We start from the raw sequence: 24,867 nt of genomic DNA on the forward strand, positions 1-24,867 counted from the left end.
TCAGGAAGGACGATGCAGATGGACCGGCGCGAGCGCTGCGCCGGTGGAGGAAAGCGGCTGGATGCAGCGGACTTCGTGAAGCCCACCGTGCTCACTGTGTTCGGCGCCCGCTTCGAGCGTGGGGCGCGCGGCCTTGCAGGCGTCGACAGCCTGCGGGCAGCGCGAAGAGAAGCTGCACCCCGTGGGCGGATGGAGCGGGTCGGGCAACTCGCCCGTCACGCCGGGCGCGCGCTTGCGCTGTTTCGGGTCGGGCAGCGGAATCGCTTCGAGCAGGCCGTGCGTGTATGGATGGCGCGGCGCTTCGAAGAGCGCGTCGGCGCGCGCGGATTCGAGCACTTCGCCCAGATACATCACCGTCACGCGGTCGCTGATATGGCGCACGACGTTCAGGTCGTGCGCCACGAACAGGATCGCGATCCCGAGCTTCGCGCGCAGGTCTTCGAGCAGATTGATGATCTGTGCCTGCACGGAGGCGTCGAGCGCGGAAACGGGTTCGTCGGCGATCAACAGGCGCGGCTCGACCGCGAGCGCACGCGCAATGCTCACGCGCTGGCGTTGCCCACCGCTGATCGCGTGCGGCATGCGTTCTTTCAGTTGCGGCGCGAGGCCCACCATGAGCAGCAGTTCGTCCACGCGTTCACGGCGCTCGGCGGCGTTCGCGGCGAGGCCGTGCACGAGCAGCACTTCGTCGAGCATCTGGCCGAGCGTCATGCGCGGATTGAGCGACGCGTACGGGTCTTGAAACACCATCTGGATATTGCGCGCGCGGGCCTTGCGGTCGCCGCCTGCCGCGAGCGCGCGGCCTTCCCAGCGCAGCTCGCCGGAATCGGGCGTTTGCAGCCCCGCGATCGTGCGGCCCAGCGTGCTCTTGCCGCAACCCGATTCGCCCACCACGCCGAGAATTTCACCGGGCTTCACGGCGAGCGAGACGTTGCGCAACGCGTGCAGCTTCAGCGGCTTGCGCGCGCTCAGGAGGTCGCGCGCGGTGCGCGGCTGGCGAAACGTCACGCTAATGTCGCGGCACTCGAGCAACGGCGCGAGCGTGGCCGCGTTGGACGATGGAAAACTCGTGGTCATGCGATTTCCTCGATGCGGATGCAGGCACTCGTATGTCCCTGCGCCACGTCCACGAAGGGCGGTTGCGCAGCCGCGCAGGCGGGCACCGCGTGCGTGCAGCGCGGGTGGAACCGGCAGCCGGGCGGCGGCGCGCCGAGATCGGGCGGCGCACCCGCAATGGGTTCGAGGCGCCCGGCGCGCCGGGCGTGCGCGGGCAGCGCATTGAGCAGCGCGCGCGTGTACGGGTGCGAAGGACGCTCGAAGAGTTCGACGGTCTCGGCGCGCTCGACGATACGGCCCGCGTACATCACGGCTACTTGATCGCAGGTTTGCGCGACCACGCCCAGATCGTGCGTGACGAGCAGCACGGCCATGCCGGTTTCGTCGCGCAACTGCACGACGAGCTTGAGGATCTGGTCCTGGATCGTCACGTCGAGCGCCGTGGTGGGCTCGTCGGCGATCAAGAGTTTGGGGCGGCAGGCCAGCGCGATGGCGATCACCACGCGCTGGCGCATACCGCCGCTTAGCGCGTGCGGGTAGTCGTGAATGCGCCGCTCGGGCGCGGTCACGCCCACCGACTTCAGCAGGTCGATGGCCTGTGCGCGTGCCTGGCGCGCGGTGAGCTTCCAGTGGCGGCGCAGGCCCTCCTCGATCTGCACGCCCACGCGCATGGTGGGGTTGAGCGCCGTCATCGGGTCCTGGAAGATCATCGCGATCTCGCGACCTCGCACGTCGTCGAGCGTGCGCTCCGGAGCGCCCACCAGTTCGCGCCCGCCAAAGCGCAGCGACCCTTCCGTGCGCAACGGCCGCGCGCCGCCGAAGAGCTGCACGAGCGAGCGACACGTCACACTCTTGCCGCTGCCCGATTCGCCTACCAGGCCGAATATCTCGCCGGGCCGCACGCTGAAGCTCACGCCGTCCACGGCGGCGACCGTGCGTTGCGCGTCGCCGAAGCTCACGCGCAGGTCGCGCACCTCCAGCAGCGGTGTTTCGGTCATCGTTGTCTGGGGCGTCATCGCTTGGGTCTCAGCAGGTCGTCGAGCCCGTCGCCGATCAGCGTGAACGTCATGCCGATATAGACGATCGCAAGCCCGGGGAACACGGAAATCCACCAGCCGTCCTGAATGAAGGTGCGGCCTTCTGAAATCATGATGCCAAGCTCGGGCGTGGGCGGCTGGATGCCGAGCCCGAGAAAACCGAGCGACGTGACGGCGAGAATCGTCAGGACGACATCGGACATCATGAACACGATGGCGGGCGTAATCACGTTGGGCAGCACGTGGCGCAGCATGATGCGCGCGTGGCTGTAGCCGAGCACGCGCACGGCCTGCGTGTACTCGAGCTGGCGCACGAGCAGCACCTCGCCGCGCACGATGCGCGCGAACGAAATCCACACCACAAGCGAGAACGCCAGGTACATGTTGCCCGTGCCGGGCCCGAGCGCGCCCACGATGCTGATGACGAGCACGTAGAACGGAAACGCCCAGAGAATATCGACGAGCCGCATGATCACGCGATCGACATAGCCGCCGAAGTAGCCCGATACGAGGCCGATCGCCGTGCCGATCACGAAGGGCAGCGCCACGCAGATCGCCACGACCACGAGATCGGTGCGCAGCGCCGCCAGCACGCGCCCGAGGACGTCGCGGCCAAGCTCGTCGGTGCCGAGCAGACTGCCCGCGCCGGGCGCCTGCAACGACTGGCTGAGATCGACGGCGAGCGGGTCGTGCGCGACGAGCGAGGGGCCGAACAGCGCCGCCAGCACGAGCACGGCCAGCATGGCGAGGCCCACTTGCAGGCTGTGGCCACGCGTGGCGCGGCGCGCGAAACGAAAAGTAGCGGCGAGCATTATGAGAGGCTCACGCGCGGATCGATCAGCGAGTACGCGACGTCCGCCAGCAGGTTGATGATGACCACGAGCACCGCGAACACGACGGTCAGGCCCTGCACCATCGGATAGTCGCGCGTGCCGATCGAGGATACGAGCAGCGAGCCCAGGCCCGGAATGCCGAACACGGTCTCGATCACGACGGTGCCGCCGATCACCCAGCTCGTGTGCACGGCGAGCACCGAGATCGTCGACATGAGCGAATTGCGGAACACGTGCTTCCACAGCACGGTGGCGTTGCGCAAGCCCTTGGCGCGCGCCGTGTCGACGAAATCCGCGCCGAGCACGGCGATCACCGAGCTGCGCAGCGACTTGATGGTGAGCGCGGCAGTGCCGAGCGCGATCACGATGGAGGGCAACGCGAGGTGCCAGAGGTGGCTCAGCCACCCTTCGCCATAGCCCGATACGGGAAAGAGCGGCCACTGGATCGAGAGCAGCAGCACGAGCAGGATACCGAGCCAGAACGGCGGCATGGAGAGCGCGACCACGAACACGAGCTTCACGCCATGATCGAAGGCACTGCCACGCTTGAGCGCCGTGAGCATTGCCAGCGGCACGGTGAGCGCGAGCGCCATCAGCGTGCTCACGCCCACGAGCGCGAGCGTGGGCCCGAGCCGCGCGAGGATGAGCGGTGCGACGGCGCTGCGATAGGCGATCGACTGGCCGAAGCTGCCGCGCAGGATATCCGCGAGAAACTGCAGATACTGCTGCCACAGCGGCCGGTCGAGGCCCAGTTGCGCGGTGAGGTTGGCGATGTCGGTCGCGGTGCCGCGGCTGCCCAGCATGAGCGTGGCGGGGTCGCCGGGCAGCGCGCGCAGCAGCAGGAACGCGATCACCGTGATGCCGAGCAGCACCGGCACCAGCTGGATCACGCGCGACACGCAGAATGCGACGAGTTTCATGAGGTTTTCCGCTGGAGTAACGACCGTGGCCGGACGCGTCTCATCAGTGCATCACCACGTTCTTGAGCGAATAGTTCGAGGTCGGCAGCACCTCGAATCCCGTCACGTTGCGGCGGTATGCGTAGGGCTCGGTGGGCGTGTAGAGGAAGACGAACGGCGCGCCGTCGTGCACGCGCTGCTCGATCTCCTTGAACATCTTGCCGCGCGCCTCGCCGTCGGGCGTCACGCGCTCCTGCGCATAGAGCTCGTTCACGCGCTCGTCCTTCCATTGCGTATGAAACGCGTTCGCGCGCTCGGGATTGACCGCCGTGAAGCCCGTGAGCTGATCGGGGTCGATGGTGTCGCTCGTCGCGTAGCTGAGCGACATTTCATAGTTGCCGGCCTTGGTCGTGCTGAACTGCGTGCTCGCCTCGATGGTCTGCAAGTCGACCTGTACGCCGATCTGCGCCAGTTCTGCCTGCAAGGCGCTCGCCACCTGGCGCGCCACGGTGTCGCCGCCGGGCACGAGCATCGAGGTCTTGAAGCCGTTGGCGAGATTGGCCTGCGCGAGCAGCGCCTTCGCTTTCGCGACATCGTGCGGCCAGGGCTGCAACTGCGTGTTGTTGTACGCCATCACCGGCAGCGACGATGTGGCCGCGCGCCCATTACCGCGCAGAATGCCCTTGATGATGCCGCTCTTGTCCACCGCGAGGTTGAGCGCCTCGCGCACACGCGGGTCGCCGAACGGCGGCTTCGTCGTGTTCAACTGCACGAGGTCGATGCGGAACACGGGCGCGCTTTGCACGGCGATATTCGCGTCCTGCTTGAGACCGTCGACCTGGTTATACGGAATGCCGACGATGGCATCGAGCTCGGCCGCCTTCAGCTTCAGCACACGCGCGTTGTCCTCGGGCACGATCTCGACGCTCACGCCATCCACGGAAGGCTTGCCTTTTTCCCAGTAGTACGGGTTCTTCTCGAAGACCTGGCGCTGGCCGCGCGCCCAGCTCTTGAGCACGAACGGCCCCGAGCCCACCGGATGATCGAAGAACGCCTGGCCTTGCTGCTCCACGAGCTTCTGCGGCAGGATCGAGGCGCTGAACATGGCGAGATTGTTGAGCATCGGCGTGAAGGGCTTGTCGAGCTTCATCACCACCGTGTGGTCGTCCACGGCGCTGTAGCTCGTGATCGGCTTGAAGAAGCTGGCCCACGACGATTTTTCCCCGGCCGCGCGCTTGAGCGAGTACACCACGTCGGAGGCCGTCACGGGCTGGCCGTCGGAAAAGCGCGCGTCGCTGCGCAGTTTGAAGCGGAATTCCTTGCCGTCGGCCGAGACGGTCCACGACTCGGCCACGCCGGGTTCGAGCCGCTTGCCGTCGCGGCTCGGGCGCACGAGCTGGTCGTAGATCAGCAGTTCGGTCCAGATGGACGGGTTGTCGCTCGAAGCAATGGGATCGAGCGTAAGTGCGTCGGCGCGCACGCCGAGGCGCAGCGTCGCGGCGCCGCCGTCGTGCGCATACAGCGACGACACGAGCGCAAATCCGGCAAGGCTCGCCTTCAAGACGAGAGAAGTACGGTTCGTGACGGGCACAGGCCTCTCCATGAGTGGGTACGTATGGCCTGAGTGTCGAAGGGACAAATTTTGGCGTCAAATCACAAGATCACCCCAATGCATAACCTTGTGTTATACGTTGCGGGGTCAACGAGAGGGGAATGCGCCATGCGCCTGCGGCATATCGAGGTGTTCCATGCGATCCGGCAGACCGGCTCGATCAGCCAGGCGGCGAAGCTGCTGGGCGTCACGCAGCCGGCCGCGAGCAAGGTGTTGCAGCACGCCGAACGCTCGCTGGGCTTCAAGCTGTTCGAGCGCGTGAAGGGGCGCCTCTACCCCACCGTCGAGGCCGATATTCTTTACGTCGAAGTGGACCGGCTGCATCAGGGCCTCGACCAGCTCAAGGCGCTCGCCTTGAACCTGCGGCGCTATCCCGAAGGGCGGCTGCATGTGGGCTGCCTGCCCAGCATGGGCCTCTCGATTCTGCCGCGCGTGATACGCGCGTTTCGCGAACGCTATCCTTCCGTGACCTGCGAGGTCGAGACCAATCATCTCGACGCGCTGGTTTCAGGGCTGCGCAGCCGCCAGCTCGATCTTGCGGTGATTTACGGCGAGGAGACGTTTCCGGATCTGCGTTCACAGCCGCTCGGCGAATGCGAGCTGGTGTATCTGGGGCCGCAGGCGGGCGCGGATTTCGCGCTGGAGTCGCTGTATGGAGAGGACCTGATCGGCATAGTGGCCAACGACAGCATCGGGCGCATCATCGCGGGGCGCTTCGCGCAGCTCGGCGTGAAGCCGAAGCCGCGGATCGAGGTGCAAACCTACTACGTGGCGTGCGCGATGGCGGCGGAGGGCTGCGGCGCGACCATCGTCGACGAGATCACGGCGCGCAGCATGCGGCGCGAGGGCCTGCACATCCGCCGCGTGCAACCGGTGATGACGGTGCCGCTCGCGGTGCTCACGCACGAGCGCAACGTGATACGCGGCTTCTATGACGGCTTTACGGCACTTTTGAAGGAGGCGGTGGCGGTTTCGTCATCTGAGTCCGCCGCCGGGTAGACAATCTGAAAGGAGTCGTTGTCGGTGTTGACTTGAACGACGGCTCGGGGTCGAACGCAATGACCATGGAACAAGCTGGAACATTCAATTCTATTCGTTTCACTTTGTACAGCAACCCGTCCGTTGTTTCGAACACAACATCGGCCTTCGTCGCCGGGCAGGCGCGCTCTGGATGTGCAACGATAGGCGTGCAACTCGCACTTGTCTGAAGACGCTAGACAACCCAACGGGGAGGGAAGATGAGAGAAAACGCCGAGACGCTATTCGTCGCTTCCGAGGACATGGCAACAGCGTTGAACCTGCTGGAGAGCATTGAGATTGAGGTCGGATTCGATAGCGATGATCCGGAGAGCATCGAGCAGGCGATCCTCGCCGTCGAGGAGGCGATCGATAATCGCCTGGTGGGCTATCGCGGCGACGCACGTGTCGAATCGGCGATTCTTCGCGTGAAGTTCGAGTTCCGGTGCGCGATCCTCGATCAGGCCTCGTCCGATGAGGCTGGTGACGAGGCCATCAGCAGCGTCCACACCCTGCATTGATCATTTCGGGTCCATATTCCGGTTGCCAGCCGGGATCGAATGGGCCACGTCATGAGGCGCTGATTCGATCCATCAAGAGATCCGAAATTCACAGACAACACAAAATAGATGAGCGTGAAATTGGATGCTATCGCGCGGAGAACTTCCAATCATTTACAACGTTCGTTATCCAAACTATAACGCCACCTATTTCAGCATCTTCCCCTTATCGCGACAAAATCGATCTTTCCGCTTACCTCGCCATCAACCTGACTGCGCCTCCTGATATCGGCCTTTCCGCTTATAGCTTGACAGCAAGCCAGGTACAATCCTCCAGACATTCAATCCAAATCCAGAAGCAACGTTGCTTTGAGCCGCCGAAGTTCGGCGCCGTCAAATGCGCCGAACCCCGGAAATTACCAAAACGCTTCGCGCGACACCAACCTTTACCCGCCATAACCCGCAATGGCCTTGATCTCCAGATAATCGCCGAGGCCGAACTCCGCATGCTCGCGGCCGTTGCCCGATTGCTTGTAGCCGCCGAACGGCGCGTTCGAATCCCACGGCGCTTCGTTGATATAGACATTCCCCACGCGCATCTTCGCGGCGACGCGCCGCGCGCGCTCCTGATCCTTCGTCTGCACGTAGCCCGCGAGCCCGTACGGGCTGTCGTTGGCGATGGCGATGGCTTGCGCTTCGTCGTCGAACGGAATGATCGACAGCACCGGCCCGAAGATTTCCTCGCGCGCGATGCGCATGTCGGGCGACACATCCGCGAACACCGTCGGGCGCACGAAGTAGCCTTTGGATATGCCTTCCGGACGGCCCGGGCCACCGGCCGCAAGCGTCGCGCCCTGTTCGATGCCGCTTTCGATCAGCGACTGGATGTGCGCATACTGCTTTGCGTTGACGACCGGCCCGAGGTCGGTGTCCCCGTTCTCCGGTGCGCCGACGCGAATGCCGTTGGCCGTGTCGGCCGCGATGCGCGCGGCGCGCTCCATCATCGCGCGCGGTACCAGCATGCGCGTGGGCGCGCTGCACGACTGGCCGCAATTCAGATAGCTCGCACGCACGCCGAACGCGACGGCGCGCTCGAAATCGGCGTCCTCGAAGATGATGTTGGCCGACTTGCCGCCCAGTTCCTGATGCACGCGCTTGACGCTTTGCGCCGCCGCCGTCGCCACCGCGATGCCCGCGCGCGTCGAACCGGTGATCGACACCATGTCCACGCGCGGGTCGCGCGACAGCGCTTCGCCGACCACGCTGCCATCGCCGTTGACGAGATTGAACACGCCTGCGGGAAAGCCCGCGTCGTGGATCATCCGCGCGAACAGCAATGCGCTGTACGGCGAGAATTCGCTCGGCTTCACGACCATCGTGCAGCCGGCCGCGAGCGCGGGCGCGACCTTCACGACGAGTTGATTCATCGGCCAGTTCCACGGCGTGATGAGCGCGCACACGCCGATCGGTTCTTTTGCGAGCAAGGTCGCGCCGCGCTGCTCGGTGAAGCTGAATTCGCGCAGCACGCGGATCGCCGTTTCCAGATGCGCGCGGCCCAAGGCGATCTGCGCGCTGCGCGAGAAGCCGCTGGCGACGCCCATCTCGGCCGTCATCAGCTTCGACATTTCATCGGCGCCCGCGTTGTAGAGTTCGAGCAGACGCGTCAGCAAGCCGAGACGCGTTTCACGCGTCGTCGCTGACCACGCATCGAAAGCGCGGTGCGCGGCAGCGACAGCGGCGTCCGCGTCCTGCGCATTGCCCATCGCGAGCTGGCCCGTAACCTTCTCGGTCGCGGGATCGACGATGGCGAAAGTATCCTTGCCGCGCGGCGCGACCCATTGGCCGTCGATGTAAAAGCGATCCGTATCGATCATCGCCCGTCTCCTTTCAATGGAAGTAGATGCCGCCGCAGACGTTCAGCGCCTGCCCGGTCACGAAGTCCGATTGCTCCGACGCGAAGAACAGCGCTGGCCCGACGATGTCTTCTGGCTTGCCGAGCCGCTTGAGCGCCGCGACTTCTTCCCAGTGGCGCACGGCTGCCTCGCTGCCAAGATTGTTGCGGCCCATCTCCGTCAGGATGATGCCGGGGCAGATCGCGTTGACCGTCACGCCGTCCATGCCGACTTCCTGCGCGAGCACACGCGTGAGCGTAATGACGGCGGATTTGGTTGCCGCGTAGTGCCCTTGCAGCGCGACGCCTTGCCGTCCCGCGATCGAGGCGATGTTGATGACGCGTCCCGACTTGCGTTCGCGCATGTGCGGCACGATGGCCTGACACATCATCAGTACGCCTTTCACGTTGACGTCGAAGTGCGTGTCCCAGGTCTTCTCGTCGAGGTCCTGCAGCAACGAAAGCTTGAGCACGCCCGCGTTGTTGACGAGCACGTCGATGCGGCCCGCCTCTTCGAGCGCGCGGCGCGCGACATCGTTGATCTGCTCGCGCTCGCTCACGTCGAGCGTGTAGAGATAAGCCTTGCGATTGCGCAAGCCGATCATCTCCGCGGTCTTGCGCAAATCGCCTTCCGTCTGCGGCAGATCGGTGACGATGACGTCATAGCCCGCATCCGCGAAACCCAGTGCCAGCGCCTGCCCGATGCCGCGGCTCGCGCCCGTGACCAGCGCGACGGGCGTCGTCGTGTTGTTGCTTTGCATGTCGATGTTCTCCGTGAATCAGAATTGAGAGGCCGTCAGCGGCGCATCCTGGCGTGTGGGCAGCGAGCGCATCGCCTGCAGCGTGTCGTCGAACGACTCGAGCTTGCCTTGCGAGCCGAGGCCCATCGCGACCTTCGCCGCCACTGCCGACGCGAAGCGCGCGCACTCGCGCAGACTCCAGCCCTTCGTCAGTCCGACGATGATGCCCGCCGTGAAGCTGTCGCCGCAGCCGGTCGTATCGGACACGGCAATGTCGAACGCGGGCAGTGTGAACGGCTCGCCGCTTTCCGGCGCGACATACACGCCGTGCGCGCCGAGTGTCAGGATGCAGTTCTTCACGCCGCGCGCCTGGAAGAAGCGCGCGACCTCCGCGACGTTGCTCGTTCCCGCCATCTCCGATGCCTCGTCGATGCTCGGCACGAAGTAGTCGAGATACGGCAGACACGGCTCGACCAGCGCGATGGTCTCCGGCGTCGCCTGGATCAGATCGAAGGTCGTGACGCGGCCCAGTTCCTTCGCGCGGCGCAGGAGCGCGACGGTCGGCTCGCCGTCGAAGGCTTTCATGAGGCCCGTGCCGCCCACGTGCACGATGCGCGCGTCGAGCGCGGCGTCGAGGGTGTCGGCGCGCACGGTGAAGGCGTTCGCGCTGCCCGGCACGTGCAGCGCGGGGCGCTCGCCGTTGGGGCGCACGGGCAGTATCGTCGCGGAGGTTTGCACGTCGCTGGTGCGCGAGACCAGATCGCAATTGACGCCGTAGCCCTTCATCTTCGTGACGAGGAAGTCGCCCATGTCGTCGGTGCCGACGGTCGTCACCGAGCGCGTGCGGATGCCGAGCATCGCGCAGGCGACCGAGGTCGCGCCCGCCGTGCCCGCGACCGTCATGCAGATTTCCTCGATATAGGCGGCGCGCCCGCTGGGCGGAATCGCCGTGACCGGGCGTCCCAGCACGTCCAGCACGTGAAAGCCGATACAGCTAACGTCGAATGTAGTCACCTTTGTTTCCCCGCATTAGTGAGAGCGGCGGCCCAGCGCGAAGCTGGCCGCGAGAACGACGAACACCAGCACGCCGATGCCGACCTGCTGCCAGTAGAAATTCCAGCCGACGAGCAGCAGCCCGTTCTTCATCGCGGCGAGCATCAGCACGCCGATCAGCGTGCCGATCACGCTCGGGCGGCGTTCGCTGCTGAGCGTAGTGCCGATGAAGGTTGCGCCGATCGCATCGAGCAGGAAGGCGTTGCCGGACAGCGGCACGTAGGACTTGACCGTCGCCGAAAGCAGAATGCCGGTGATGCCCGCGAGCAGCGCGCACGCGACATACACCCACGACAACTGGCGCGCCACGCGAATGCCCGAATACCGCGCGACGCCGGGCTGCACGCCGAGCGCGACGATCTGCCGCCCGAACACCGAGCGATGCAGGAGCAGATACACCGCGATGACGCACAGAAACAGCACGATGACGGGCGTCGGCACATGCAGCAGCGCGGAGCGCGCGATGCTGTCGAACGCCGCAGCCGGCTCGCCGGTGATGAGATAGATCGGCTGCCCGCCGCCCGTTGCGAGTTGCTGCGTGCTCTGGCCGATGAACAGCACGCCGAGCGTGGCGAGGAACGGGCTGATCTTGAGTCGCGTGATGAGCACCGCGTTCAGCAGCCCGACGAATACCGCGACGCCCAACCCCGCCGCGATGCCCGGCAGGATGCCGTGACCCGCGCCGAGCATCATCACGAAGACCATGCTGGCGAGATCGACCGCGACGCCTACCGACAGATCGATGCCGCCCGAGGACACGACCAGCGTCAGCCCGAGTGCGACGATCGCCAGCAGCACGACGTTGTTGACGAGTACGTTGAACAGATTGGCCGGGCTCAGGAACGTGTCCGTGACGAGCGAGAACACGACGCAGATGAGCGCGAACACCACGATCAGGCTGTAGTTCGCCGCGAGCTTGCCGATCTTCGAGAAATGGCGCGACTGTGCGCCGGCAGGTGCGGGTGTGGTGCTCATCGTGCGCTCTCCGGTTTGCGGGCGAAGGACGTGGTCGCGACGACCAGCAGGATCAGCGCGCCCTGCACGCCGTTCACCCAGTAGCTCGATACGTTCAGCAGCTGGAAGCCGTTGGCGAGGCATCCGATGAACAGCACGGAGAGCAGCGTCCCGCCGATGGTCGGCACGAAGCGCCGCGAGAACACCGTGCCGAGCAGCGCGGCCGCGAGCACGGACAGCAGCATGTCGCCGGAGCCGGGCGTACTCGAACTCAGGCGCGATACCGTCAGCACGGCGGCGATCGCCGCGCACAAGCCGCTGAACAGGTACGTGAACATCAGATAGCGTCTCACGCCGATGCCAGCCGAGGCCGCCGCTTCCGGATGGCCGCCGACCGCGTACAGCCGCAGCCCGAAGCCGGTGTAATGCACGAGCAGGATCATCACGACGGACGCGAGAATGAATGTCCACGCGAGCGCCGAGATGCCGAGGAAGGACGCCGAACTGATGAACGTCATCAAGGGCGAGGACACGCTGATGACCGTGTTCTGCGTGACCGTCAGTTCCACGCCCGCCGCGATGTTCATCACCGCGAGCGTGGCGAGCAGCGGCAGAATGCCGAAGTTCACGACCGCGATCGCGTTGAGCAGGCCGATCGCGAGTCCCGTCACGGCGACGGCGGGTAGCGCGAGCGCATCGGAATAGCCGAGCGTGAGCAGCTTCGCGTACACCGCCGCGCATACGCCCAGGTTCGCCGCGATCGACAGGTCGATGCCGCCATCGGTCACGTTCGAGCCGCCGCCTATGATGACCATCGACATGCCGAATGCCATCACGCCGAGAATCGCCGATTGCTCGACGATGTTGATGAGATTGCCCGGCGTCGTGAAGCCGGGCGCGCCGATCGCGAAGTACAGCAGGATCGCGGCGAAGGCGCCGACCGCGGCGAGCCGGATCGCCAGTCCGCCGATGGCCTTGCGCCGCTGCCGTGCGGGCACGGCTTCCTGATCGGCGGCGACGTTTTCCAGCAGGGCGCGTTGCGCGGCTGTCATACGGAAACTCCTTCGGCAAGATGTGAACCCGGCTGTGAGCCTGATGAAGCGGCGAGCAACTGGTCGCTGTTCAGCCTCTCGCCACTGAATTCGCCGACCAGCGCGCCGCGATAGATCACCAGCACGCGGTCACAGAAGTCGGAGAGTTCGAGCAGATCGGACGAGAGCATCAGGATCGCCGCGCCTTCGCTCGCGAGACGATTGAGCAGCGTGTAGATCTCGACCTTCGCGGCGACGTCGACGGCGACCGTCGGTTCGTCGAGCACATAGACTTTCGACTGGCAGCTCAGCCACTTCGCAATGGCGACTTTTTGCTGATTGCCGCCCGAGAGATTACGCACGAGCGCATCGCCGCCGGGCGTCTTGATCGACAGTTCGCGGATGAAATCGCCCACCGCCGAGCGTTCGTCGCCGCCGCGCATGAAGCCGATGCGGCTATAGCGCGTGAGGCTCGCGAGGCTGACGTTCTCGCGCACCGAGAGGCCGAGCGCGACGCCGTGCGCGCGGCGGTCTTCGGGCAGCATGGCGATGCCGTTCTTCACGGCGTCCATCGGCGAGGAGAGCGACACGCGCTTGCCGTCCACCGACACCGTGCCTCGATCGGCCTGACGCAAGCCGAACAGGCACTGCACGAGCTCTTTCGCGCCGGAGCCGAGCAGGCCCGTCAGGCCAACGATCTCGCCGCGCCGCACGCAGAGGCTCACGTCGCTGAAGCTGCCTGCGCGCGAGAGATTCGATACCTCGAGCATCGGCGGGCCGAGCTTCAGGTCGCGCGATGGAAACATCTCGCCGACGTCGCGTGCGATCATCATCGAGATGATGTCGTCCATCGGCGTGGTCCTGGGCGACACGACGCCCACGTCGGTGCCGTTGCGCATCACCGTGACGGTATCGCACAGCGACTCGATTTCCTGCATGTAGTGCGAGATGAAAATCACCGCGATGCCGTCGTCGCGCAAACGGCGCAGCACCGTGAACAGGTTGTCGACTTCGCGTTTGACGAGCGCGGCGGTCGGTTCGTCGAGCACCAGCACTTTCGCCTGCTGCGCGAGCGCTCGCGTGATCTGCACGATCTTTTGCTGGGCGGTCGTGAGGTCCTGAATCAACAGGTTGGGCGGCAACTCGAGATCGAAGTACTTCTTCAGCAGTTCGGCCGCGCCGCGCTCCATGCGCCGCTTGCTGACGAATGGCCCGATGCGCGGTTCGTGCCGCAGGAACACCGCCTCGCCGACCGTCGCCGTGGGCACGAGCAGCCGGTCCTGATGGATGAAGTGCACGCCGAGCGCCTCGACGCGCGCGGGCGTCAGCCGTTCGACACGCTCGCCCATGATGTCGATCTCGCCGGCGTCCGGCACGTTGATGCCCGCCAGCACCTTGATGATGGTCGACTTGCCCGCGCCGTTCTGCCCGACCAGCCCGTGTATCGTGCCGCACGCGACTTCGAGATCCGCGTCCGCGAGCGCCTGGACCGCGCCGAAGCGTTTGCTGATGCCCTTCATCGAGATCGCGATGCGCCGTTCGTCGTTGCGCATGTTGCCTCCTTGAACACGCTGCCATCGGCTTTGCTGAGCCGATGGCGTCAATGCGAAACAGCCAATGCCTGAACGATTGTCTGAGCGCTTATTTGCCTTACTTATTGGCCTTACTTACTTGCCGCGCTCATTTGCGTCACTCACTTGCCGCCGACCTTTTCGGCTTCGTCGAGAATCGGCTTGGCCGTGACATTGGCGTTCTTCTTCGTGACGAGCACGGCCGGCACGAAAGTGAACGGCGGAACCTGCTCGCCCGACAGATACGCCGCCACGTTCGCCGCCGAGGTCTTGCCGATTTCATACGGACGCTGCGCGCCCACCGCGCCCGCCGGTGAGTTCGGATCGGCGACCATCTTCACGACATCCGGGCTGCCGTCGATCGCGTACGTTTTGATCTCCGTGCGCTTGGCCGCCTGCACCGCCTGCGTCGCGCCGATCTGCGGCACGTCCCAGCATGACCAGATAGCGTTGATCGAGCCTTTATTCGGATACTTGGTCAGCATGTCGGAGACGTTCGAATACGCACTCTGCACCGTGTTCGGGATGACGTCGCGCAGTTCCGGCTGAATGATCTTCACGTCCGGGAACGCGCTCAGCACGTACTTCATCTGGTCGTAGCGGATCTTGCAGACCGGCACGCTGTAGAAGCCGTTGAAGACCAGCACGTTGCCCTTGCCGCCCATGTCGGACACCATCTGCAGCGCGATTTCCGCGCCGAGATCGTAGTTGTTCGACGTCGTCACGTTGAGCGAGTAAGGCGTCGCCGTGTCGATGGTGAAGAGCGGAATCTTCGCCGCGCGGATCTTTTCCAGCCACGGATTGAGCACGTTCACGTTGCCGAGAATCTCGATGATCGCATCCGGCTTCTGCGCGATCAGCGTTTGAAGTTGCGCGATCTGCGTCTGGTCCTTGCGGCCCGCGTCGAGCGCGATGGCCGTGCCGCCGAGCCGCTTGATCTCGTCCTGCGCGCCGCGGAAGGCCATCAGGTCCCAGTAGTGATCGGTGCCGGTGATCGACACGCCGATGCGCTTGCCCTTCAGCGAAGGTTCGGCATGCGCCGTTTGCGCGGCGAAGGCGAGTGCGGAAAGGAGCGCGGCCGCGATCGGCAGAAAGCGCAGTGAGCTGGGAAGGGGGTGTGCAAGCATCGGTTTTTTCATCGTCGTCTCCTGATTGTTGGGCTTTTAGTCGCGGTGGCCGTAATTGCTCATGCGTGCAATCACGTTGCCGATCTCATCGACCGACAAAAGCGGCGGTTCCTGCACCTGAAGACACGTCAGATACTGACGCGCCAGTGTTTCGACTTCGACGGCGAGCCACATCGCGCTGTCGAGCGAGGTGCCGGTCGCGATCATCCCGTGATGCGCGAGCAGGCACGCCTTGCGGCCTTCGAGCGCGGCGAGCGCATTGGCCGACAGTTCTTCGGTGCCGAAGGTCGCATAGGGTGCGCAGCGGATATCGCTGCCGCCCGCGACGGCGACCATGTAGTGAATCGGCGGAATCGGGCGCTCGAGAATCGACAGCGACGTGCAGTAGACCGGATGTGCGTGCACCACTGCGGTCACGTCGGCGCGGGCGCGCAGGATGTCGAGATGAAAGCGCCATTCGCTCGACGGCTGACGCTTGCCGTGCGCCTCGCCGTCCATGCTCATGAAGACGATGTCGTCGGGCTGCATTACGTCGTAGGGCATGCTCGTCGGCGTCACCAGCATGCCGTCTTCGTGACGCACGCTGATGTTGCCCGACGTGCCCTGGTTGATGCTCAGCGCGTTCATGCGACGGCATGCGTCGATGATCGACTGACGTTTCTGGAGATCGTGTTCGGTCATGGTCGGCCTCGCGGTTACCAGCAGGTGTAGCCGCCATCGATCGAGACGATCGAGCCGGTCATGTAGGACGAAGCGGACGAGGCGAGAAACACCACCGCCGACGCGATTTCAGACGGCTCGCCGCAGCGGCCCATCGGCGTCATGTCCATCCACACGTCGAAGAGTTCGGGGCGCGCGCGCATCGCCAGTGTCATCTCCGTGCCGACGTAGCCGGGCGCGAGCGCGTTCACGCGGACGTTGTCCTTCGCCCACTCGGTGGCGAGCGCTTTCGTCAGCATGTGCACGGCGCCCTTGCTCGTCATGTACGATGCAGCCGTCTGCGGCCGGTTGACGATCAGCCCCGACATCGAGCCGAGATTGACGATGCTTCCCGCTCGTTGCGCCACCATGTGTTTGCCGAACGCGCGCGACACCCAGAACGTACCGTTCACGTTGATATCCATCACCTGGCGCCATTCCTCGTCGGGCGTCTCGAGCACGCTGTTCAGGCGCGCGATGCCCGCGCTGTTCACGAGCGTGTCGACGCGGCCTTCCTTTGCGATGACCTCGTCGGCGACGCGGCGCACGGCGTCGGGGTCGGTCACGTCGACGGTGTAGATCGCGGCGTCGACCTGCTCGTCGCGCAGCTTTTGTTGCGCGCGTTCGAGCGCGGCGGCATCGCGGTCGAGCAGGATGGGACGCGCGCCGCACTGCGCGAGCGCACGCACCGACTCGAAGCCGATGCCGCTTGCGCCGCCTGTTACGACGGCCTGCGTGCCGGAAAGATCGAAACGCTGGGGATAGCGAAGCGGTGTGGACGACATGCGTTTCCTCGGTGATCGGTCAAATCATAGTACCGACTGATCGGTACAAATATTGAGCAAAACTCCGCCCTGAGCGAAGGATTGCGGGAGAGAAAGCGCATCCATGCCGCATCGCTCGGCGAGGCGAACGGTGCGTGCGGGCAATGCGGATACGGGATGCGATTCGGCTGCGGCGAGCGAGCCGTGTGATGCGCCTAGGTCGAACGGGGCGAGGCTTTCGGCACGATGTCTGTCTCCTTTTTCATCACTCTGCTGAGGACTTGACGTGGTAGTTACCAGTTGGTTATAACCAGCATCATGGTCAACGTCGTTGGCGCTGTCAAGATGAATTTCATCGTTGTGCGCCTATCGCTGACGATTGCCACCGACAACGGCCACCCGAACCTGACCGATAATTGAAGCAAAAACACGAACCGACCCGTATGACAGATATCGCAGAACCCATCGATCTTCACGACCTGCTTGGCGGACCCGAGCAGTTCGACCGTTCCGGCCCGCTGCCGCTGTGGGTGCAGGTCAAGAATGTGCTCGAAGCGGCGATCCGTCATCCGGGCGTGAATCCGCGGGCACGCGTGCCGTCCGAGCAGAATCTCTGCGACCTGCTCGGCGTGTCGCGCCCCATCGTGCGGCTCGCGCTCGATTCGCTCGTGAAGGCGGGACTCATCACGAAGGTGCCGCGGCAGGGCATCTACGTCGCACCGCGCAAGACCGACGTCGATTTTGCGTCGATGAACGAAAGCCTCTTCGCGGAGATCAGCCGCGGCCACAAGGTCACCACGCGCGTGCTGCAAATGGAGCGCGAGCGCCCGACGCAGCGCGAGCGCGAGATGCTGGCGTTGCCGCCCGGCGCGGACGTGTTTCGCCTGTACCGCCTCTATTCCGTCGACGACGTGCCTACCGCGCTGTCCTGGCTGATGCTCGCGGGCCATCGCGTGCCGGGCATCGAGGCGCTGATTGCCGACAACGTGTCCGCGTACGGCGTGATGCGCGAGCGCTACGACTTGCGCATCGAAGCATCCGAGCGCTGGTTCGAAGCCGCCGTGCCGAACGAAGAGCAGGCCGCGCTGCTGCAACTGTTGATCGGGCAGCCGGTGCTATCGATCGAATCCGTGGGACGCACGGGCGATCATCAGCCGCTCGAATACTATCGCTGCCTCTACAGCACGGCGTTCAGCCGCATACACGTGACGGCCCACACGCGCGCGCAACCACCCGCGTCCGACTGATATCGGATCCGGTGTAACGCGGGTGTAAACCCGCGCATCGCCACAAATGTTTTGACACGCCATGCGTTGCTGTTTACTGTACCGATCAGTCGGTACGTAATCGGTACAACGATGCGCGACGCAGTGCGCGGCCCCTGGCCCGCAGGCATCGACCAGCTCAAAGACGGAGACATATGAGACGCGACGCCCCGCCGCTCTGGCAACCCGGGCCGGATGAGTTCGAACGGTCCAATCTCGCGCGCTTCGCGCGCAGCAACGGTTTCGATCCGAAGGATTACGAAACGCTGCATCGCTGGTCGATCAGCGACTTCGACGGCTTCTGGAACGCGCTGTGGGACTTCTCCGGCGTGATCGGCGCGCGCGGCGACGTCGTGCTGCAACGCGTGAGCGAAGGCGAAATGTTCGGCGCACGCTGGTATCCACAAGCAGAACTGAACTTCGCCGAAAACCTCCTCGTCGGCGACGATGCGCGGCTTGCCGTCATCGAGGCGAACGAAAGCGGTGTGGTAGCGAACGTCACGATGGGCGAGTTGCGCGAGCGCGTCGCGCGGGCGCAATACGGCTTGCGCAAGCTCGGCGTTGGCCGCGGCGATTGCGTCGCGGGCATCATGCCGAACAACACCGATGCGCTCGTCGCGCTGCTCGCGACGGCTTCCATCGGCGCGATCTGGGCGTCGTGCTCGCCGGACTTCGGCGCGCCGGGCATCATCGATCGAGTGGGGCAGGTGCATCCGAAAGTCGTGGTTGCGGCGCGCTCGTACGTGTACAACGGCAAGCGCTTTTCCATCGACGAGAATCTGCGCGCAGTGCTCGCGGGCATGCCTGGCGTCGAGCATCTCGTCGTGTCGGGTGACGACGCTGCGCCGCTCGAAGGCGCATCCGTGCACAGTCTCACGTGGCGCGAGTTGTGCGCGGACGCGAACGCATCGCTCGAATTCGAGCGCGTGCCGTTCTCGCATCCGCTCTACGTGATGTTCACGTCCGGCACGACGGGCTTGCCGAAGGGCATCGTTCATACGACGGGCGGCGTGATCCTCCAGCATCGCAAAGAGCATCTGATGCATTGCGACGTGCGCCCCGGCGACGTGATGAGCTGGTACACGAACACCGCATGGATGATGTATCACTGGCTCATTTCCGGGCTCGCGAGCCATGCGGCCATCGTGCTGTACGACGGCGCGCCCATCGTCAAGCGTGCCGATGGGCTCGATTACGGCGTGCTGTGGCGCATCGCGCAGGAAGCGCGCATCACGCACTTCGGCACCAGTCCGCGCTATCTCGGCTCGCTCGCCGAAGCGGCTTACGAACCGGGACGTCAGCACGATCTCGGCGCGCTGCGCAGTGTGCTGTCGGCGGGTGCGCCGGTCACGCCGGAACAGTTCGACTGGCTCTATGCGGCCGTCAAGCGCGACATGATATTCGCGTCGATTTCGGGCGGCACCGAGATCATCGGCTGCTTCGTGCTCGGGTCGCCGCTGCATGCCGTGCATCGCGGTGAAATCGCGTGCAAGGGATTGGGTCTCGCGGTCGATGTGCTCGATGAGCGCGGAGCATCGATCATCGGGCGCAAGGGCGATCTGGTTTGCACAGAACCGTTCCCGAGCATGCCGCTCACGTTCTGGGGCGACAACGGCGAGGCGCGTTATCGTGCCGCGTACTTCGATGCACGCCCGGGCATCTGGACGCATGGCGATCTCGCCGAGCAGAACCATCACGGCGGCGTCGTGATCTACGGCCGGACCGACACGACGCTCAAGCCCGGCGGTGTGCGTATTGGCACGGCGGAAATCTATCGCGTGATCGACACGCAACCGGAGATTCAGGATTGCATCGTGTTCGGCCGTCCCGTCGGCGACGATGAGGAAATCGTGCTGTGCGTCGTGATGAAAGCGGGCTTTACGCTCGACGCCTCGCTCATCGACAGACTGCGCGCCGAAGTGCGCAAGAAGGCTTCGCCGCGCCATGTGCCGCGCGATATCCATCAGGTGTGCGCCGTGCCGTACACGATCAATGGCAAGCGGGTGGAAGGCGCGGCGCGCTCGGTCGTGGCGGGCGTGCCGGTGAAGAACCTCGGCTCGCTGTCGAACCCCGAATGCCTCGCTGAATTCGCCGCGCTCTATGCGAAGGAGCCGGCATGAACGCACGCTCTCTCGGCGCGATCGCGGGCATCGCCGAACTGAAGTCGGTGCGCCGCACGCAAGGCGCGACGACGCTGCAATACATCGCGCAGGCGGTGTTGCACGCGGTCGAGGATGCGGGACTGGAGAAAGACGCCGTCGATGGCCTGCTGGTCGGTCCGCAAGTGGGCGAGACGCCGCAGCACGTGCCCGCGACCGTCGCGGAATATCTCGGCATCGAGCCGTGCATGTCGAACGTGGTCGATCTGGGCGGCGCGAGCGGCGCGGGTATGGTGTGGCGCGCGGCGGCGGCCATCGATGCCGGCATGTGCGAAACGGTCGTTTGCGTGCTCGCGAACGTGCGCGAGGAACCCGCGCCGCGTTCGCCGAACCGTAATCCGATCCGTGAATTCGACGTGCCGTTCGGCGCATCGGGCGCAAACATCTCGTATGCGTTGCCGATGCAGCGTCACATGTCCGAGTTCGGCTCCACACCGGAGCAGTTCGCGCGCATCGCGTCGATCGAGCGGCAGAACGCGCAACTCAATCCGGAATCGATCTTTTACGGCCAGCCCGCGAGCGTCGACGATGTGCTGGCCTCGCCGGTGATCGCGAGTCCGCTGCATCTTTTCGAAATCGTGATGCCTGTTGCGGGCGGATGCGCGGTCGTCGTGACGAGTGCGGAACGTGCGCGCTCGCTGCGGCATCCGCCGGTGCATCTGCTCGGCGCGGGCGAGAAGATTACGCATCGCGCGATCAGCCAGATGCCGGTGCTCACCAGCGGTCCGCTCGAGCCCGCGATGCATCACGCGCTCGAGCGCGCCGGGCTCGCCGCGCACGACATGAGCCTGCTGTCGCTATACGACTGCTACACGATCATGGTCGCGCTGACGATGGAAGACGCGGGCCTGTGCGAGCGCGGCCAGTTCGGCCGCTGGATGGACGATCACACCTTCGGCCACGACGGCGACTTTCCCCTCAACACGCACGGTGGCCAACTCGGCTGCGGACAGGCGGATCTCGCGGGCGGCATGGCGCATATCGTCGAAGCGGTGCGTCAGCTTCGCCACGAAGCCGGCGCACGGCAGATTCCGAACGCGCAGACCGCGCTCGTCACCGGCAACGGCGCGACGGTGAGCGAGGCGACCGCGCTGGTCCTGGGAGCGGACGCATGAACGACGTCTTCAGTAGTCTGGAAGTACCCGGCCCGATTCCGACGGCGATCAGCGAGCCGTTCTGGAGCGCGCTGCGTCGCGGCGAATTCACGCTGCAACACTGCGACGCATGCGGCAAAGCGATTTTCTATCCGCGCGCGCATTGCCCGCATTGCTGGAGCGAGCGCATCGCGTGGCGCGCGGCGAGCGGACGCGGCACGGTAAAAAGCTTTTCGGTGATTCATCGTCCGGGGCACTTTGCGTGGGCAGCGGTCGCGCCGTATGTGATCGCGCTCATCGACCTGGAAGAAGGCCCGACGATGCTCTCGCAACTCCTCCTCGACGATCCCGCCGATGCGTGCGTCGGCATGCCCGTGACGATGCGGCCCGTCGAGATCGGCAGGTACACGCTGCCGTTTTTTGCGCCGTTGGCCGATGCACGCCACGGGACAGCTTAGGAAGCAACCATGGGACAAACAACCACACAGGATGCGTGGCTGCTCGACGGCGTGCGCACACCGTTCGGCAAGTATCGCGGCGCGCTCGCGTCGCTGAATTCGCTCGAACTCGGTCAGCGCGCCATCGGCGAGATGATCGCGCGTCATTCGCAAGCGCGCACGCCGGACGCCGTGCTGATGGGCTGCGTCGTGCAGGCGGGGCTCGGACAGAATCCGGCGCGCATTGCGAGCGTGCGGGCCGGCGTCGAGCCGACGACACCCGCGCTCACGCTCAACAGCGTGTGCATCGCGAGCCTCGAAGCGGTATGCGATGCGACGCGCCGCATTCGTGGCGGCGAGGGCGACACGTATCTCGTCGGCGGCTTCGACTCGATGACACGCGCGCCGTCACTGCAGCCGTCCGAATTCGATCCCCCCGATGCGCCGCCGACCCGCAGCGCGCTCGACAGCGACGGCCTGCGCTGCGCGCTCACCGGTGAATCGATGGGCGTCGTGTCGGAAGCATGCAACCGCGAACTCGGCATTGGGCGCGAGGAACAGGACGAATGGGCGGTGCTGTCGCAACAGCGCGCGGCTCGCAGCGCCGCGTGGCGCGAGGAACGCGAGATCGTTCCGGTCGAGACAGTGGAAGGAACCGTCAAGTCCGATCAAGGCATTCGCGCGGATTCGACGCTTGCAAAAGTCGCCGCGCTCAAAGCGGCATTCGGCGACGGCGGCACGATCACCGCGGGCAACGCATCGCAGATGTCGGACGGCGGCAGCGCGGGACTCGTCGTCAGCACGGCGGCGCTGGAGCGCGGCGCATCCACGCCGCTCGCGCGCATCGTCGACTGGGGCTGGGTCGCCGGACCCGACGCGACGCTGCATCTGAAGCCCGCGAACGCGATCCGCAAGGTGCTCGACAAGCACGGGCTGAAGCCGTCCGACATCGACCTCTACGAAATCAACGAAGCCTTCGCCGGCGTGACGATCGCGTCGGCACGCGCGCTGAGCCTGCCGAACGACGTCGTCAACGTGAACGGCGGCGCGATCGCGATCGGGCATCCGCTGGGCGCATCGGCTTTCCGCCTGCTGCTCACGCTCGCGCTCGAAATGAAGCGGCGTGGCGCGCGGCGCGGTATCGCATCGCTGTGCGGCGGGGGCGGACAAGGCATGGCGGTACTGATCGAAAACCCCGCGGCTTGAACACTTTCACATCAGTCACTAACTCAACGAGGAGGACACCATGAGCGACAACAACGGCTGGACCAGAACGCTGGGCGGCATGCCCGCAGCGGGCGCGAGCGCCGAGCGCACGAAGACGATGAGCATGCGCGACATCGAACTCTTCACCGAGATCACCGGCGACCGTAATCCGCTTCATTACGACGAAGCGCTGGCGAAGGCGTCGCCGTTTGGCGGGCTGATCGTGCAGGGCGGCGTGACGTCGGGAATCCTGAACGCGATCGTCGCCGAGGAATTGCCGGGGCCTGGCTCGGTGTTTCTCGGTATGGAGCTGAAGTTCTCGAAAGGCGTGCTGGTCGGCGATACGGTGACGGGCAAGGTCACCGTGAAAACCGTGCGCGAGGACAAGCCGATCTGCACGATCGAGGTCAGCGTGACGAACCAGAAGGGCGACGTGTGTCTGAGCGGCACGGCGACGACCTATACCACGCCGCTCAAGCAGGGCTGAGTCGCAAAGAAAGTCGCATAACCAGAGGTCACGCAATGAGTTGAAGCAGCACCCACTACACAACATCAGGAGACGGCAATGACGGTAAGGGTGGCGGACGGTCAGGTTCTCTCCGGCCGGGTCTCGTCCGCGGAACACCGCAAGGTGGCGGTCGCGAGTCTGGTCGGTACGGCAATCGAGTGGTACGACTATTACCTGTACGGAACATGCGCGGCGCTGATTTTTCCGCACCTGTTCTTTCCGTCGATGGATGCGTGGGTCGGCACCATCGCGGCGTTCGCCACCTATGCGGTGGGCTTCGTGGCGCGGCCGGTCGGCGCGGCGGTGTTCGGCCATTACGGCGACCGCATCGGCCGCAAGGCGATTCTCGTGTTGTCGTTGTGGATGATGGGCGGCAGCACGATCGCGATCGGCTTTCTGCCGACCTACGAGAGCATCGGCCCGTGGGCGGCAGTGCTGCTGAGTGTGTTGCGCCTGATTCAGGGCTTCGCGGTCGGGGGCGAATGGGGCTCGGCGGTCGTGATGGCGGTCGAGCACGCGCCCGCCAACCGGCGCGGCCTGTTCGGCAGCTTTCCGCAGATCGGCGTGCCGGCCGGCTTGCTGCTCTCCACGCTGGCGTTCTTCATCACGTCGGTGAGCATGAGCAACGCGGATCTGATGGCATGGGGCTGGCGCATTCCGTTCATCGCGAGCATCGTGATGGTGATGGTCGGCATGTTCATCCGCCTGAAGCTGCACGAGTCGCCCGTGTTCGAACAGATGAAGCGCCGCCAGCAGGACGTGAAGGCGCCCGCGATGGAAGTGCTGAAGTCGCATCGCCGCGCGCTCTATCTGACCATCGGCATGAAGCTGTTGCAGAACGCCGTGTTCTATATGTACAGCGTGTTCATGCTGAGCTACATCACCGGCACGCTGAAGATGGACCGCTCCGTTGGTCTGGGTGCGATTCTGCTGTCGAGCGTGATCGGTTTCGCGACCTTGCCGGCGTGGTCGTATCTGTCCGATCTGATCGGGCGCAAGAAGGTGTATCTGTTCGGCACGATCGCGTCGACGTTGTTCATCGCGCCGTTCTTCTGGATGGCGCATACGGGCTCCGTCGTGCTGATCGTGATCGGCATGGTGATCGGCTTGAACGTGTTGCACGACGCGATGTACGGCCCGCAGGCGGTCTATTTCTCGGAACTGTTCGGCACCAATGTGCGGCTGTCCGGCGCGAATATCGGCTATGCGGTCGGCGCGGTGCTGTCGGGCGGTTTCGCGCCGATGATCGCCACCGCTCTGCTGAAGTGGAACGACGGCGGGACGTGGGGCATCACCGTGTATTTCATGGCGCTGGGCGTCATCAGCGTGATCTGCACGATGATGGCCCGCGAAACGTGGCAGGACCGGCTCGACCCTGAGGCGCGCCAATGACCTGCGCACGCAACCGGAACGG

At 64.9% G+C, this 24,867-nt stretch carries 23 protein-coding genes; 9 read left to right on the plus strand and 14 right to left on the minus strand.

Going from position 1 to position 24,867, the window contains the following annotated elements:
- The 5 genes from B9Z01_RS20405 to B9Z01_RS20425 are packed head-to-tail and all read right to left on the minus strand — an operon-like array spanning position 1 to position 5,416.
- Positions 1 to 1,077 carry an ABC transporter ATP-binding protein gene (locus B9Z01_RS20405; protein WP_085486321.1) on the minus strand — a complete coding sequence of 359 codons (1,077 nt, stop codon included), beginning with the start codon at positions 1,075 to 1,077 and terminating at the stop codon, positions 1 to 3.
- A complete protein-coding gene (locus B9Z01_RS20410) occupies positions 1,074 to 2,072 on the minus strand; it encodes an ABC transporter ATP-binding protein (protein WP_244196092.1) in 999 nt (332 codons plus the stop codon). Before B9Z01_RS20410 ends, B9Z01_RS20405 begins: the two co-directional genes overlap by 4 nt.
- The gene (locus B9Z01_RS20415) at positions 2,069 to 2,905 is read right to left on the minus strand and encodes an ABC transporter permease (protein WP_085486323.1); all 837 of its coding nucleotides are present in this window, start codon (positions 2,903 to 2,905) and stop codon (positions 2,069 to 2,071) included. The genes B9Z01_RS20410 and B9Z01_RS20415 overlap by 4 nt, the downstream gene beginning before the upstream one ends.
- Positions 2,905 to 3,846 (minus strand): ABC transporter permease, encoded by a 942-nt coding sequence (locus B9Z01_RS20420; RefSeq protein ID WP_085486325.1) that lies wholly within the window; start codon positions 3,844 to 3,846, stop codon positions 2,905 to 2,907. Before B9Z01_RS20420 ends, B9Z01_RS20415 begins: the two co-directional genes overlap by 1 nt.
- A 43-nt stretch (positions 3,847 to 3,889) precedes the next feature.
- Positions 3,890 to 5,416, minus strand: coding sequence for an ABC transporter substrate-binding protein (locus tag B9Z01_RS20425; RefSeq protein WP_244196093.1), 1,527 nt, complete (start codon positions 5,414 to 5,416; stop codon positions 3,890 to 3,892).
- A 129-nt stretch (positions 5,417 to 5,545) separates the two neighbouring features.
- Here B9Z01_RS20425 and B9Z01_RS20430 point away from each other — a divergent pair, with 129 nt between their 5' ends.
- Positions 5,546 to 6,436 carry a LysR family transcriptional regulator gene (locus B9Z01_RS20430; RefSeq protein ID WP_167387533.1) on the plus strand — a complete coding sequence of 297 codons (891 nt, stop codon included), beginning with the start codon at positions 5,546 to 5,548 and terminating at the stop codon, positions 6,434 to 6,436.
- A 239-nt stretch (positions 6,437 to 6,675) separates the two neighbouring features.
- Positions 6,676 to 6,975, plus strand: coding sequence for a hypothetical protein (locus B9Z01_RS20435; protein WP_085486331.1), 300 nt, complete (start codon positions 6,676 to 6,678; stop codon positions 6,973 to 6,975).
- 425 nt (positions 6,976 to 7,400) lie between these two features.
- Here B9Z01_RS20435 and B9Z01_RS20440 read toward each other — a convergent pair whose 3' ends face one another.
- The 9 genes from B9Z01_RS20440 to B9Z01_RS20480 form a co-directional block, all read right to left on the minus strand.
- Complete coding sequence (locus B9Z01_RS20440; protein ID WP_085486333.1) at positions 7,401 to 8,828, minus strand: aldehyde dehydrogenase family protein; 1,428 nt, start codon at positions 8,826 to 8,828, stop codon at positions 7,401 to 7,403.
- Positions 8,829 to 8,841: 13 nt separating this feature from the next.
- Positions 8,842 to 9,606: an SDR family NAD(P)-dependent oxidoreductase gene (locus B9Z01_RS20445; protein WP_085486335.1), complete on the minus strand. Its 765-nt coding sequence runs from the start codon at positions 9,604 to 9,606 to the stop codon at positions 8,842 to 8,844.
- 18 nt (positions 9,607 to 9,624) lie between these two features.
- Complete coding sequence (locus B9Z01_RS20450; protein WP_085486337.1) at positions 9,625 to 10,599, minus strand: carbohydrate kinase family protein; 975 nt, start codon at positions 10,597 to 10,599, stop codon at positions 9,625 to 9,627.
- A 15-nt stretch (positions 10,600 to 10,614) separates the two neighbouring features.
- Positions 10,615 to 11,613 (minus strand): ABC transporter permease, encoded by a 999-nt coding sequence (locus B9Z01_RS20455; protein WP_085486339.1) that lies wholly within the window; start codon positions 11,611 to 11,613, stop codon positions 10,615 to 10,617.
- A complete protein-coding gene (locus B9Z01_RS20460; RefSeq protein ID WP_085486341.1) occupies positions 11,610 to 12,644 on the minus strand; it encodes an ABC transporter permease in 1,035 nt (344 codons plus the stop codon). Before B9Z01_RS20460 ends, B9Z01_RS20455 begins: the two co-directional genes overlap by 4 nt.
- Positions 12,641 to 14,176, minus strand: a complete 1,536-nt coding sequence (locus B9Z01_RS20465; protein WP_208626111.1) for a sugar ABC transporter ATP-binding protein — start codon at positions 14,174 to 14,176, stop codon at positions 12,641 to 12,643. Before B9Z01_RS20465 ends, B9Z01_RS20460 begins: the two co-directional genes overlap by 4 nt.
- A gap of 140 nt (positions 14,177 to 14,316) precedes the next feature.
- The gene (locus B9Z01_RS20470; protein WP_085486343.1) at positions 14,317 to 15,333 is read right to left on the minus strand and encodes a sugar ABC transporter substrate-binding protein; all 1,017 of its coding nucleotides are present in this window, start codon (positions 15,331 to 15,333) and stop codon (positions 14,317 to 14,319) included.
- Positions 15,334 to 15,357: 24 nt separating this feature from the next.
- Positions 15,358 to 16,002 carry an L-fuculose-phosphate aldolase gene (locus B9Z01_RS20475; protein ID WP_085486345.1) on the minus strand — a complete coding sequence of 215 codons (645 nt, stop codon included), beginning with the start codon at positions 16,000 to 16,002 and terminating at the stop codon, positions 15,358 to 15,360.
- 14 nt (positions 16,003 to 16,016) lie between these two features.
- Positions 16,017 to 16,805: an SDR family NAD(P)-dependent oxidoreductase gene (locus B9Z01_RS20480; protein ID WP_085486346.1), complete on the minus strand. Its 789-nt coding sequence runs from the start codon at positions 16,803 to 16,805 to the stop codon at positions 16,017 to 16,019.
- A gap of 422 nt (positions 16,806 to 17,227) precedes the next feature.
- Here B9Z01_RS20480 and B9Z01_RS20485 point away from each other — a divergent pair, with 422 nt between their 5' ends.
- From B9Z01_RS20485 to B9Z01_RS20515, 7 genes are all read left to right on the plus strand, one after another.
- Positions 17,228 to 18,031: a GntR family transcriptional regulator gene (locus B9Z01_RS20485; RefSeq protein WP_085486348.1), complete on the plus strand. Its 804-nt coding sequence runs from the start codon at positions 17,228 to 17,230 to the stop codon at positions 18,029 to 18,031.
- 173 nt (positions 18,032 to 18,204) lie between these two features.
- Complete coding sequence (locus B9Z01_RS20490) at positions 18,205 to 20,169, plus strand: acetoacetate--CoA ligase (RefSeq protein WP_085486350.1); 1,965 nt, start codon at positions 18,205 to 18,207, stop codon at positions 20,167 to 20,169.
- Positions 20,166 to 21,323 carry a thiolase family protein gene (locus tag B9Z01_RS20495; protein ID WP_085486352.1) on the plus strand — a complete coding sequence of 386 codons (1,158 nt, stop codon included), beginning with the start codon at positions 20,166 to 20,168 and terminating at the stop codon, positions 21,321 to 21,323. Before B9Z01_RS20490 ends, B9Z01_RS20495 begins: the two co-directional genes overlap by 4 nt.
- Positions 21,320 to 21,760 (plus strand): Zn-ribbon domain-containing OB-fold protein, encoded by a 441-nt coding sequence (locus B9Z01_RS20500; RefSeq protein ID WP_085486354.1) that lies wholly within the window; start codon positions 21,320 to 21,322, stop codon positions 21,758 to 21,760. Before B9Z01_RS20495 ends, B9Z01_RS20500 begins: the two co-directional genes overlap by 4 nt.
- A 9-nt stretch (positions 21,761 to 21,769) precedes the next feature.
- A complete protein-coding gene (locus B9Z01_RS20505) occupies positions 21,770 to 22,945 on the plus strand; it encodes a thiolase family protein (protein ID WP_085486356.1) in 1,176 nt (391 codons plus the stop codon).
- 40 nt (positions 22,946 to 22,985) lie between these two features.
- Entirely contained in the window at positions 22,986 to 23,432 is a 447-nt protein-coding gene (locus B9Z01_RS20510) for a MaoC family dehydratase (RefSeq protein ID WP_085486358.1), read from the plus strand.
- Positions 23,433 to 23,510: 78 nt separating this feature from the next.
- Complete coding sequence (locus B9Z01_RS20515; RefSeq protein WP_085486360.1) at positions 23,511 to 24,845, plus strand: MFS transporter; 1,335 nt, start codon at positions 23,511 to 23,513, stop codon at positions 24,843 to 24,845.
- Positions 24,846 to 24,867 lie beyond the last annotated feature (22 nt).

The organism is Paraburkholderia susongensis, assembly GCF_900177725.1.
GTDB lineage: Bacteria > Pseudomonadota > Gammaproteobacteria > Burkholderiales > Burkholderiaceae > Paraburkholderia > Paraburkholderia susongensis.